The organism is Paraburkholderia kururiensis, assembly GCF_034424375.1.
In the GTDB taxonomy this organism is placed as follows: Bacteria; Pseudomonadota; Gammaproteobacteria; order Burkholderiales; family Burkholderiaceae; genus Paraburkholderia; species Paraburkholderia kururiensis_A.
Genome location: NZ_CP139965.1, coordinates 1,449,188 through 1,462,026, shown reverse-complemented (window position 1 = coordinate 1,462,026; position 12,839 = coordinate 1,449,188). Strand labels below are relative to the sequence as shown.

The 12,839-nt window shown below is 64.1% G+C and carries 7 protein-coding genes and 1 pseudogene; 3 read left to right on the top strand and 5 right to left on the bottom strand.

All coding sequences use genetic code 11. From position 1 onward, the window contains the following. Positions 1–326: 326 nt before the first annotated feature. From U0042_RS06615 to U0042_RS06600, 4 genes and pseudogenes are all read right to left on the bottom strand, one after another. Entirely contained in the window at positions 327–1,661 is a 1,335-nt protein-coding gene (locus U0042_RS06615; RefSeq protein ID WP_114811854.1) for a DUF4123 domain-containing protein, read from the bottom strand. Positions 1,662–1,686: 25 nt separating this feature from the next. Further along, positions 1,687–4,047 carry a type VI secretion system Vgr family protein gene (locus tag U0042_RS06610; protein ID WP_114811852.1) on the bottom strand — a complete coding sequence of 787 codons (2,361 nt, stop codon included), beginning with the start codon at positions 4,045–4,047 and terminating at the stop codon, positions 1,687–1,689. A gap of 1,145 nt (positions 4,048–5,192) precedes the next feature. Beyond that, a pseudogene (locus tag U0042_RS06605) lies at positions 5,193–5,615 on the bottom strand (MFS transporter); the annotation flags it as partial. A 25-nt stretch (positions 5,616–5,640) separates the two neighbouring features. Next, positions 5,641–6,846, bottom strand: coding sequence for a M20 aminoacylase family protein (locus U0042_RS06600; protein ID WP_114811849.1), 1,206 nt, complete (start codon positions 6,844–6,846; stop codon positions 5,641–5,643). Positions 6,847–6,991: 145 nt separating this feature from the next. On the opposite strand from U0042_RS06600, the gene U0042_RS06595 reads away from it, so the two are divergent. The 3 genes from U0042_RS06595 to U0042_RS06585 all read left to right on the top strand — a co-directional run bounded on the left by U0042_RS06595 (position 6,992) and on the right by U0042_RS06585 (position 10,441). After that, complete coding sequence (locus U0042_RS06595; RefSeq protein WP_114811847.1) at positions 6,992–7,918, top strand: LysR family transcriptional regulator; 927 nt, start codon at positions 6,992–6,994, stop codon at positions 7,916–7,918. A gap of 126 nt (positions 7,919–8,044) precedes the next feature. Continuing rightward, on the top strand, positions 8,045–9,526 hold the full coding sequence (locus U0042_RS06590; RefSeq protein WP_114811845.1) for a sensor domain-containing diguanylate cyclase: 1,482 nt from the start codon (positions 8,045–8,047) through the stop codon (positions 9,524–9,526). A 348-nt stretch (positions 9,527–9,874) separates the two neighbouring features. Further along, positions 9,875–10,441, top strand: a complete 567-nt coding sequence (locus U0042_RS06585) for a DUF4142 domain-containing protein (protein ID WP_114811843.1) — start codon at positions 9,875–9,877, stop codon at positions 10,439–10,441. Between the two features lie 205 nt (positions 10,442–10,646). On the opposite strand, the gene U0042_RS06580 is transcribed toward U0042_RS06585, so the two are convergent. Next, a complete protein-coding gene (locus U0042_RS06580) occupies positions 10,647–12,764 on the bottom strand; it encodes a phosphocholine-specific phospholipase C (RefSeq protein ID WP_114811841.1) in 2,118 nt (705 codons plus the stop codon). Between the last annotated feature and the right edge of the window lie 75 nt (positions 12,765–12,839).

Genomic DNA, 12,839 nt, shown 5'->3' with positions numbered 1-12,839 from the left:
CGGTCGAGCAGGCGGCCAGTAAACCAATCATCAACGCGACCGATACGCGTGCCATCCATCTCATCAACGGCTTCCTCTTATGTCGGCTCACTGTCGCTACGCGGTGGCTGAAAGCCACCTGCGTCGTGCCGTTTGACTGCAACTTGAGTAGGACTTTCTTTTCCATAGTCCTGCGGCTATTTCCAGCAGTTGAAATCCGGGTCCGACATACGTTCACTGACACACCAGATCGCCAGCGCTGTAGACATGCACCCGCTGAGGGATAGCGCGGTGAGCACAATCACCATCACTTGAATCGTTCTTTTCAAATCACATCCCCACTTGGGTTACCACTGCCGTGCCTTCGGCTTTGGTTCCTCGGCATACATGCGAACGTAGACCCGCCAGTCGCGTGCGAACGTCACGACCGCCAGCCCTTCGCCTTCGGCGCGGGGCAGTTCTCCCGCCACCAAGGCATCGTCCGAGTTCTCTCCCATCGGGCCAATCCATTTCACTGTGACGCGTGTTCCTGGAACCGGCATCCGCGCAGCCGCGACGATGCGCCGGGTCGGCTCGAACCCGTTCGGGTCGATATCGCCAAGGCTCGCGCTGGTCGTAAAGAGATCTCTCGTCGATTCAATCTCGATCTTCCGTTTGTGACTTGGGGTGTCGTTTACGATCCTGACCCGCATGGTGGCGTGGCCGTATTCCCGCAGCTTCGCCTGATGTGCCTCGGCCGCAACTTCTGCCGCACGCTGCCGGGCAGTGGCCGCGACCTCGTTCCAGACGCCATCACCCAACGCTGCATAGGCATCGATCAATGCCGTCTTCCCGCCACGGAACTGCGCAAGCACGGCCTGCAATGCCGGATGATCGTCGTACTGCCGCCCGTAAAGCAGTCCTGCCGCGACATAGACACCCTGGTCTGTCTTTTCGGTCACGCCGTAGCCGAATGCCTGTTCGACCAGCGGCGTGATCTGCTGCAACTGGTCGTTCGCGTCGAGGCGCTGATCGAGCACGTCAGGACGTGCACGTTGCAGCCAGGCCCGCACCTGAACAGGCGCGCCCGCGCGGTGAAGCGCATCCACGACCTCATCGGGAACAGGCAACGCGTCCCATGCCGTCGGGATCGGCAGGTTCTCACCAGGCAGTTCAACGAGTTCGCTGCGATAGTCCAGACACCACCACGAGAGGCATGGGCCGAACACGTAGCGACGCGTTTCGCAGGGTAACGTCCGGTGCAGTACGGGCAGGTAGGCCGGCTGGTGAAAGAAGAACCACGCGTCTTCGCCCGCCGTTCCGAGTTTCGCGTGCAGCAGCGTCTGCAAGTGGTCAACGAGCGGTTCGACCTCGTGCGTTGCCCATAGCCACGACACGAACCGGCTGTCGCGCCTGGCGAGCCCAAGAAGTGAACGGTACGCGCGCAACGGCTCGTCCCCTTCAGGGGGAGGACACACGATCAGGAACGGTCCCGTTGTCGCCAGATCGTCCAGACCGGTATTGCCGTACAGGGGCACACGCGGCATCGCCCGGATCGTGTCCGCCAGAAAGTGCTGCCAGTTGGGCACCATGGACGCGACGTCGAGCAGCGCATAGAGTTGCGCGCGCGGGTGAGTGGCCCTGTACGCGGCGTACTGATCGCGAAAGCGATCCAGCAGGGGATCGTCCTGTTTGAATACCATGGAGATTCGATTACTGGCGAAGGGATTACATACGCGCGAACGGCACGCCAGCGCGACTCGCGCGCTGCGCGCATTCCATCGCGGCGGGCGTGGGAAGCACCGGCAGGTCGCCTGGCAGGCTCGCCGGTCCGCTACGGTCGAAGGCGGCAGCACGCCATTTTCGATCCCCCCGTGTGGCGTCCTCGATGCCGTTCGCGGTCATGCGGAAGTAGGAGCCGCCGCACTTGAACAACAACTCCTTTTTAGCCTCGATGACCACGCGCCCTTTCGAACTCGTGATGGTCGTATCCTGTTCCGACGCGATGCTGATTTCATCGCTCTGCGCCTGAATCTGCACCTTGCCGCGCGCGGCGAACAGCTTGATGCCGCACCTGTGCGCGAACAGCGACAGAACTTCGCCTGCGGCAATCACAACGTGCTTCATCGCGCTGACGTTGAATCCCGAGGATGCCGTGACGCTCACATCCTTGCCCGCAGAAAACAGCATGCGATCCGGCGTCGCCATGCCGATGCCTTTGGGCGCGGACAGTGCAATCACGGCCTGCTTCAGGCCTGCCAGTTCGTCCTTCAGCCACGCGTTTTCTGCCTTCACGTCTGCGACTTCCGCATGTGCGGCGCGGGCCGCGTCGGCCAGTTCCTGCGCCTGGGCCTGCGTGAGATGGAACTGCTCCGTCGCGGGTTCCATGTCGGTCAGGTGCCCCCGTGCAACCGGCTGGGCATCCGTCGAAACCAGCATCCCGCCGCCTGCGCGCAGGTGTCCCTTCAGGTCCGTGCGAAGCTCGTACCCCTCGCCCCGGTCCGCGTTGTTCCGGTCCACCGCGTAGCCGAGATTCAGTTGCGTCTTGCCGTGCTCGGTGGCGAGCTTGATATGCTCCTTGCCTTCGCGGTCCTCCATCTGCAAGGTGTTGTTGGACCGCGTATGGATGGTGTGCCGCGTCGCCCACGGATAACCCATTACAACCGGGTCCGTATGATGTGCCGTGTGCAGCACCTGGGATATGTATGGCCGGTCGGGATCGCCCCACAGGAAACCCACGAGCACGATGGTGTCCGGCTCAAGGGCAAAGTGGAAACCCGTCTGTCCCTGGCCCGCGAAAGGCTTCGCGAGGCGCACCGGACAACTCTCCAGTCCGGGCGTCCTGCCGTCTGCGTCTGCGTGAATGCTGACGATGTAGCGCCCCTCTCCATCGAGATAGGGACCAACGTAGCCTTGGGTCGATGCAACCTTGCCGGTCACAACGCCCTGGATGCGCGGCCATGTCTCTTCCTTTAGCGGCATGCGGTAAATGCGGTCGCTCGGGATGGCAGTGAATTCCACCTTGTAGCCCTGCTTGAGTGAGGCACTGCACTTCATGCTCACCACCAGCAGGCCGTGCTTCACTTCCGGCAGGGCACGGTTCGACAACCTCAACACGCATGAGGGCGCCATGTCCAGCAGATCACACTCTCCCGTGTAGACCACCTGTTCCGCCAGCGCCGCTTCCTGTCGCAGCAGGGCTTCGCGCGCAGCATCCTGCTCGTCGTCCAGATCGCGGCCCCACGTGTACGCTTCACCATACGTGGTCCGGTCGTCGCGGATCGCCTTCGTGCCGTCCATGCGCAGGTTGTTCGGCTGCTCGGGGCTGTAGCTGCGCACCGTGAATTTCGCCGGCACCGTCTTCGTCTTCATCGTGAGCGACTGCACGGACTCCCGCCCAACCGTATGCAGGCCGTTGGGCTCCTGATACGGCACAGTGAGGCGTTCGCGGTCGTGGACGTAATGCGTGAAGTCGTCCCCGAACCGGACCGTTTCACAGTGCTTGCCGGTCTCGCAGACGAACCAGATACCGATGCGCCTGCAAAGACGCGTAATGAACGCGAGATCGTCTTCCTGCCATTGCGTGATGATGGGCCGCTTGCGATAGGTGCGATAAAGATCGAATACGAAGTCGGCCAGAACCTTGTCAAAACCGTTCTCCCTGAGAATCTTTTCGATAACTTCCGGCTCACTCTCGTTCAGAAAGAAGCGGGTACGCGGCGAATTGCGCAGCAGTGCGAGGCGTGATTCGAGCGTTACCTCGTACATCGTCTGTTCGTGATTACTCGCAACGAGGGAAAATCCGGTAATCACGCCTTGAACGCGGCGCGCGTCTTCCGGCGTGTGCCAGCGGGTCGCGGGCGGCGGCTGGATGACGAACGACGCCGGTTTCAGGATGAAATTGGTGCGCGGCAGGTCGCGTTGCGGATGCGTGAACTGGATCGTGTACTTCGTCGGCTCGCCCATGCCTCGCGTGCCTTCGAACGCATAGACATCAGCGAGCGCAGCACTGGCGGAAGAGGGTATGTCGAGAGAGTAATACTGGTGGACGTTTATGCCGGGACGTGCCAGCGGATCGCGCGAATTCAAGTGAGCACTCCTGCGAGAGGCGGTGGATTATCCTTCGCCAGACTGATAATGCTTCTCCATTTTTCGCCATATCGCAATCGGAAAAATGTCAAGAAATATCAAGCTGGGTGGCATCCCGGATATTCGGCATGGAATTTAACATGTGGTAAAACGCGGTTGATATCGATTTAAATCAGGACGCTGCACTGCCGTGCCCATCATTTAAAGCCCGCGCAATGCGGTTTTTTTCGTCTTATACCTCTCCCGCAATTCCTCACCATGCGCGACTGTTACGCGGAAACCGCTGCGGCCTTACGAGAAGCGCTGCGGCCTACCGTCAAGCGCGGCGGCGCATCGTCGCTCGGGGTATTGCACCAGGGCGTACCGGCTCCTTCCACGCTGGCGGGCGACGCCGCGACGGCGCAGAACGGGCGCATCCGGCGGTAACCCCACCGACCGTGACCTGCGCCACGTGCGCCGCTCGTCGTGGCCCATGCGCCGCACGATGTTGCGTGCACATGCCGCGCGCTGTACTGCGCCGGCCACTCTCCGAATCCCGAATGGCGCTCGGCGCTCGATATGGATTTGCGCGCGTTGATACGATGCTGCGCGAGGCCGGCATAGTGGCCTTGCCGAAGAAACGGCAGAAGCGGCATAGCCGCGGCGCGCTGCGGAGGGCCATGCAGCATTCGGCAGCCAGAAGAAAGGATGCGTGTTACTCGGCAGGACATCTTCACCGGCAGGGGCGACGTACCGGCGTGCGTGCATTGATCCATGCGCCGCCAGGCATTTGCATGGCATATCGGAAGGTACGACCGGACCTGCGCGTCGTGCAGCAGTAACAGCCGGACAAACGCGCCCAGTCCGTTACCGCGCTTCCTGACGACGCCGTTCAGAAGGCGCTGGCGCAGCTAATGGCCGGCAGACACCGAGCGAATCTGGAGCATGAAATCGCGTGAACAGCAGCAAAGCGGTAGCAGACGCCTCCAGGCGCGCCTCAAGCTCCCGTACGCGCCGCGCGAGCGCTTCGATTTCCTCGGTCTGGTCGTGCTGGTCGCGTAACGGATCAGATCGGTGCGGGTGTAGTCAGTGGGAACAATGTGCCGCTGCGTTCGAGCGGCTTTGACCTGCGGCCGTTTGCTCTTTGCATGCCTTCCTTGCCAGACGCGGCTCCTGCGATCGGCCTGTTCGAGCAGCGTCGAGGTGGCCGCGCCGAATTCGCCGCCCTGCGAGAAGCCCTGCATCAGCCGCGCGAGCACGATGATGACGGGCGCGCCGCGACGCCGATCTGCGCATCAGTGGGCGCGATGGCGATGAGTCCCATGCCGAGCGCCATCAAGAGAATCGTGACGTTGAGCGCAGCCTTGCGTCCCTTGCGGTCCGCGTAGACGCCCAGCAGCACGCTGCCGAGCGGACGCGTGAAAAAGCCCGCCGCGAACGTGCCGCGCCGAAAGCAGCAGCGAGTGGGTCGAATCCGCCGACGGGAAATACAGCTGGCCGATGATCACGGCGAAAAAACCGTAGACGGTGAAGTCGAAGAACTCCAGCCAGTTGCCGACCACGGCGGCCGCGACCGCACCGCGGCCCATGCGTGTGGCCGGCGTAACAGTGTGCTCATCGCTGCCCCAGATAACGTTCGACGAGCCGCGCCCAGAACGCTGCGCCCACCGGCAGGTTGGTGTCGTTGAAGTCGTAGTGCGGGTTGTGCACCATGCAGCCGTCTTCGCCCACGCCGTTGCCGATGCGCAGAAACGTGCCGGGCCGCTTCTGGAGCATGAAGGCGAAGTCTTCGCTGCCCATCAGCAGGTCGGCCTGCGCCACCACCTTGTCGTGGCCCACGAGTTCGCGCGCCACTTCGATGGCGAACTCGGTCTCGGCCTCGGAATTGATCACCACCGGATAGCCTTCGATGTACTCCACCGTCGCCTTCGCGCCGTAGCTCTCGGCCTGCGCCTGCGCCAGTTCGGCGATGCGCTTTTTCAGCAGCGCGCGCACGTCGGCGCTGAACGAACGCACGCTCAATTCGAGCCGCGCGGTGCTCGCGATCACGTTGTTCGCGGTACCCGCATGCATCGAGCCCACCGTAACCACCGCGGGCTGCGCCGGGTCCACGTTGCGCGCGACGATGGTTTGCAGCGCCATCACGATGCTGGCTGCCACCACCACCGGGTCCACCGTCAGATGCGGGCGCGCGGCGTGACCGCCCACGCCCTCGATCACGATCACGGCCTTGTCGCCCGCCGACATGAACGGGCCCTTGCGGAACAGGAACACGCCGGGCTCCGCGCCCGGATGGTTGTGCACGCCGAACACGGCGTCGCACGGAAAGCGCTCGAAGAGACCATCTTCGATCATCTTTTTCGCGCCGCTATCGACGCCGCTTTCCTCGGCCGGCTGGAAATACAGATGCACCGTGCCCGAGAACCGGCGCGTCGCCGCCAGATGCTGCGCGGCGCCCAGCAGCATGGTGGTGTGGCCGTCGTGGCCGCACGCATGCATCTTGCCGGGCGTGGCGCTCGCGTACGGCAAGCCGGTCTCTTCGACGATGGGCAGCGCGTCCATGTCTGCGCGAATGCCGATGCTGCGCGCGCTGTTGCCTACCCCGTCGCCTACCTTCAGCGTGCCCACCACGCCGGTCTTGCCGACGCCGCGCGTCACCTGCCAGCCCCACGCTTCGAGCCGTTGGGCCACGAGGTCGGCGGTCTGGACTTCCTCGTAGGCCAGTTCGGGATGGCGGTGGATGTGATGGCGGATTTCGCGCAGCGCCTGCCCGGCGGGCTGCAGGTCGGCGACTTCGGTAAGGCGTGTGGCCTGGTTCATTGGCTACTCCTCATCGGTTACTCCTTCAGGAACCCCGGTTGATGGGCGAGCACTATATCGGCGCAATTTCCTTCGAATAAGATGCTGTTTTTTTCACCCCGATTAAGCCTGCTTATCACGGGGTTAACCCTTGCTTCCGTCGCCCATGAAGCTCCAGCAGCTCCAGGCCTTCGTCGCGGCCGCCCATCACAAGAGCCTGCGCGCCGCCGCGCGCGAGCTCGGCATCACGCAGCCCGCCGTGACGCACACCATCCGCGAACTCGAAAACGCGCTCAACGCCGAGCTCATGGTGCGCAGCGTGCGCGGCATCGAACTCACGGCGTGCGGGCTCGCACTGCTGCCGCGCGCGGAGCAACTGCTGGGCGACATGCAGCGCACCGTCGAAGCCGTGGAGCAGGTGAAGGGCGAGCTGGCCGGCAAGGTGAGCGTGGGCACCATGCCTTCCATTGCGCTTACGGCGCTGCCGCGCGCCGTCTCCGCCTTTCGCGCGGCCATGCCGCTCGTGCGGCTGCATCTGGAGGAAGTCACCGTGCCGGACGCCGTCGCGCGGCTGCGCAACGGCAGCCTCGATATCGCCGCGATCCACCACGTACAGGCGCTCGACAGCGACCTCGTGCAGGAACCGCTCTACTCGACGCAGTTCGTGGTCGCGATGCGCGCAGGGCATCCGCTCGCGAAGGCACGGCGCCTTGCCGACCTCGTGGACGCCGAATGGATCGTGACCGTGGGCGCCGATCACTTCCCGCACAGCGTGATGATGGCCATGTTCAGCGCGCACGGGCTGCCGGTGCCCCAACGGCTGCTGCGCGCGCCGTCGTCGTTCGCGGTAACGCTCGGGCTCGTCTCGCAGACCGACGTGATCGGCTGCTTCACGCGACCGCTCGCCGCGATGGTGGAGCCCCTCGGCATCCGCACGGCCGACATCGAAGAAACGCTGCCCAGCTACGACCTGAGCGTCATCTCGCGCCGCGATCTGCGGCCCACGCCCGCCGCCGCGCAGTTCGTCTCGTGCCTGCAACGCGCCGCGCGTGAATGCTTCGCCACGCCCGGCGAACACATCACCGATGGATGAAACCTTCCACGATCGCGGCTCAAGTCGCGCGCCACGCTGCCGTTAACCGAACGATCACCACGCGAGCGCGATGCCCGTCGAACCGGTAGCATCAGCATCCGAACCTACCCGTCTCTACCGACCGCCATGCAACCAGGCTCCCCCACCCCTCCCGCCAGCTTCGAAACGATGGGCGTCGCCCTGTTCGATTTCTTCGACCTCACGCCCACCTCGCTGTGGCTCGAAGACTACAGTCAGTTGCGCGCGCTCTTCGAGCGCTGGCGCGCGGAGGGCGTAACCGACCTGCGCCGCTTTCTGGAAGAGGACACGAAGCGTGTGGCCGCGTGCTCGGCGTGCATCCGCGTGCTGAAGGTGAACCGGCACACGCTTGCGCTGTACCGTGCGCAGTCGTTCGACGAATTGGTGTCGCGACTCGACCACGTGCTGCGCGACGACATGCTCGAAGCGCACGTGGATGAACTCGTGCAGATGTGGTCGGGCAAGACCTCGTTCGAAAGCAAGAGCGTCAACTACACGCTCGACGGGCGGCGCCTCGATATTCTGCTGAAGGGCGTGATCCTGCCGGGCCACGAGGCGCAATGGGACCGCGTGCTCGTGGCCATCGACGACATCACCGAACTCGAAGACGCTCGCCGCCGCGCCACCGCGAGCGAACAGTACGCGCGCGGCGTGTTCGAATACGCGCCGGTGTCGCTCTGGATCGAAAACTTCTCAAGCATCAAGGTGCTGCTGGAAGAAGTGCGCATGCAAGGCATCACGGACTTTCGCACCTTCACGGACGTGCACCCCGAGTTCGTGGAGCGCTGCATGGCCGAAATCCAGGTGCTCGACGTCAATCAGTACACGCTCGGCATGTTCAAGTCGCCGGACAAGGCAACGCTGCTCTCGCGCCTGCCCGACGTGTTCCGCGACGACATGCGTCCGCACTTTCGCGAGCAGTTGATCGACCTGTGGGAGGGCCGGATCTTCCAGCAGCGCGAGGTGGTGAACTACGCGCTGGACGGCAACGAAGTGAATGTGCATCTGCAGTTCTCCGTGTTCCCAGGCCACGAGGAACATTGGGATCTCGTGCTGCTCGCGCTCACGGACATCACGGCACGCAAGAAGGCGGAGATGTACCTCGAATATCTCGGCAAGCACGACGTGCTCACCAAGCTCAAGAACCGCTCGTTCTACGTGGACGAATTGAACCGGCTGGAGCGCAAGGGGCCGTTCCCGGTGAGCGCGATCATCGTGGACCTCAATAATCTGAAGGCCGTGAACGATCAGCTGGGGCACGCGGCGGGCGACGCCCTGCTGCGCCGCGCCGGCGAAGTGCTGAGCAAGGCGGTGCAGAAGCCGTTCCAGACGGCGCGCATCGGCGGCGACGAATTCGCGGTGCTGATGCCGGGCGCCGACGCACGCGACGCCGAAGTGGCGATGGAAAGCATCGTCAAGCTCGTCGAACTCAACAACCAGTTCTATACGGGACCGCGGCTCAGCTTCTCGATGGGCAGTGCCACCTGCGAAAAGGGCACGCGACTCGAAGACATGCTGCGTGCCGCCGACAAGGCGATGTACGAGAACAAGCGCAACCACTACGAAACGGTGAATAACGTGGGGCGGTAGGAACGCCGGGCGACGTGTCTGGTTGCGTCGCCTCGCTGTGTGGTTCAGTTGCGTACCTCGTCGCGCACTTCGCTGCCCGATTCACCGGCCCGCCACTGCGGTACAGGTATGCGTGAATGCGAAGGCGTAAGCATCGATACGTAGCCGCGCACGCATTCGTTTCGCCGCACCGCACATGACGTTACTCGTGGTTACACAAGCCACATGAGCGTTTCACCTCGGTCCCGCAGGCACTTCTAGAATCCCTCCGGCAATTCGCGTGGCGCGAAGCGGTGCTGCATCGGCACGCTTTGCACGACCGTCAGCACTGTCCTCGCGCCCTGCCCTTCATCGTCACACGGAGAACTCATGACCCGCTTGCCTCTCGCCCGCGCCGCTCGTTCCGCTTGCCTCACCACGCTTCTTACCGTCGCCGTTGCCGGCACGGCCCACGCACAGCAACCCCAGGCACCCGCCGACGCCCCGAGACTCCACGCTTCGGACGAAGCGTTCGTTGCCGATGCCACCCAGGCCGTGTCCACGCAGATCGACGCCGCGCGCATCGCCACCGCGCGCTCCACAGACCGCGACGTCAAAGCCTTTGCCGAACATGTGGCGAGCGACGACGCGAAGGTGTCCGCCGCGCTGCGCGCCGCCAGCCCGCGCGGCGTGGACGTGCCGAAGAACGACCCCGACGTGGCCGCACTCGACGCCGTGAAAAACCTGCGCGGCGCCGACTTCGACAAGGCCTACATCGAACAGGTCGCGCTGGGCGGCGGACAGAAAACGCTCTCGGCGTTCCAGGCGGAAATCGCGTCGGGACGCAACGAGCCGTTGAAAGACGCCGCACGCAAGGCGCTGCCCACTATCCAGCAGCACTACGCGATGGCGCAGGAACTGGCAAAGCGCAAGCATCTGCCCGAAGGCGCGCAATGAAGTGAAGGACACACGGCGGGCTCGGGTCGTATGAAGTGGCCTGGCGCCGCCGTGTGCATGAATTGAGCGACTGCTGCAACAAACTTCATGGCAACCGACACCGCCATGCACTGAAGCCGTTACGGCACATGCACCGGCAGTGCACCGTAACGGCTTCATGAAAAAACAGCCCATCGCGGGACGAATCCCGCGACGAACATCACCATCAAACCGTGGCAATGCCCGGGTCGCTCACGCTCGGGCGCCCCGTTTCCACGTGACCGGCAAAGCGCTGCAGGAACGCGCTGTCGCCGTTGTCCACCACGGAGAGGTCGTACCATCCGTGGCTGCCGCGCAGGTCCCAGTAGTCCTCCACGTGATCGCCGGGCTTCACCGTGAACACACGCGGATACCCCGTGCCGTAGGCGTTCGTCACCGTGATATGGCGCGCGGTGTTGCCGCGGTTCACGATGCGCAGCGAGACGTTGCCGTTCGCCACGTCGTAGCCCGTCTGCACTTCGAGGCGCGCGTGGCGGCCCTTGCCTGCCGCAGTGGATACCGAATAGTTGCCCTTGAACTCGCGCAGGAAACCGTTCGGGCCGTGCACGGCAAAGTCGTAGACATCGTCCGTGGACGAGAGCGGCGTCCACGCCGTCGAAAGCTTCTTGCCGGCTTCCACGGTGTAGGTCCACGGTCCGTCGGTGCGGCTTTGCGAGGTCACGTAGAAGGCCGCGCCCACCTCGCCGCGGTTGAAGAACTCCAGACGGAAGCGGCCGCTTTCGCCTTCGGCGTGACCGTGCACGAAGAGCTCGTAAGGCAGCGCGCGCGCCGGACGCAGGCCGCGCTCCTGACGCGGCAGCGACTGCACGAGCGGCGGCAGCGGCACGTAGTCGGGATGGCGCAGACGGTCGGGCGGCGCATAGCCCGTCGTGTCGGGCAGTTGTGGCCACGAGCCGTTCGGATTCGCGAAGTTGAACGCGGTGGTGAGGTCGCCGCACACCGCGCGACGCCACGGCGTAATGTTCGATTCGGGAATGTTGTACTGACGGCCGAAGCGGCGTTCGATGAAGCGGATCAGCGACGTATGGTCGAACACCTGCGAGCAGAGCCAGCCGCCGCGGCTCCACGGCGACACGACCGTCATCGGCACGCGCACGCCGAGCCCGTAGGGGCCGGCGGGGTTGTTCGAATCGCCGGCATAGATTTCGTTGGCCGTGCTCACCGTGGAAGCGCCGTTCGCGCTCGACGAAGGCGCGTACGGCGGCACCATGTGATCGAAGAAGCCGTCGTTCTCGTCGTAGGTGATGAAGAGCGCCGTGCGGCTCCACACTTCCGGGTTCGACGTGAGCACCTTCAGCACCTGCTCCACGTACCACGCGCCGTAGTTGGCGGGCCAGTTGGGGTGTTCGGTGTAGGCCTCGGGCGCCACGATCCACGTGACCTGCGGCAGCGTGCCGTTCGACACGTCCTGTTGCAGCACGTCGAACAGCGTGCCGCCCGCGCTCACGTTCGTGCCCGTGCGCGCCTTCTCGTAGAGCGGCGAGCCCGGCTGAGCGTTCTGGTACTGGTGGAAGTACAGGAGCGAGTTGTCGCCGTAGTTGCCGATGTAGGGGTTCTGCGTCCAGCCCCACGAGCCCGCCGCCGTGAGCCCCGTGCCGATGTCCTGATAGATCTTCCACGACACGCCCGCCTGCTCCAGCACCTCGGGGTACGTGCTCCAGCCATAACCGGCTTCGGCATTCGAGATCACCGGGCCGCCGCCCGCGCCGTCGTTGCCCACCCAGCCCGTCCACATGTAGTAGCGGTTCGGGTCGGTCGGGCCCATCAGCGAGCAGTGGTACGCGTCGCAGATCGTGAAGGCGTCGGCCAGCTGGTAGTGGAACGGAATGTCGTCGCGCGTCAGGTACGCCATCGTCGTGGTGCCCTTGTGCGGCACCCAGCCGTCGTAGCGGCCATTGTTGAACGCGCCGTGCGTGTCGGTCCAGCCGTGCGGCAAATCCTGCACGAATTGCATGCCGAGATTCGGCGCATCGGGATGGAACGGCAGCAGGTAGCCGCCCACGCCGTTCGGCTGGTACCAGACGGACTTGCCGTTTTGCAGGGTGACGGGCCGCGGATCGCCGAAGCCGCGCACGCCGCGCATCGTGCCGAAGTAATGATCGAACGAGCGGTTCTCCTGCATCAGGATCACGATGTGGCCGACGTCTTCAATCGTTCCCGTCGCGTTATGAGCGGGAATGGCGAGCGCATCGCGAATGGTTTGCGGCAGCGCGCCGAGCATCGCAGCCGCACCGGCCGAGCCGGCGGCAAGACGCAGAAAGTCACGACGATTCTTCGAGGTCATCTTGTTTCGTCCAGAGGTAGGGGCAAGCTTCAACGGGAAAGCAGAGGTACGCCCACGCGCTACCGCATGCGTCGG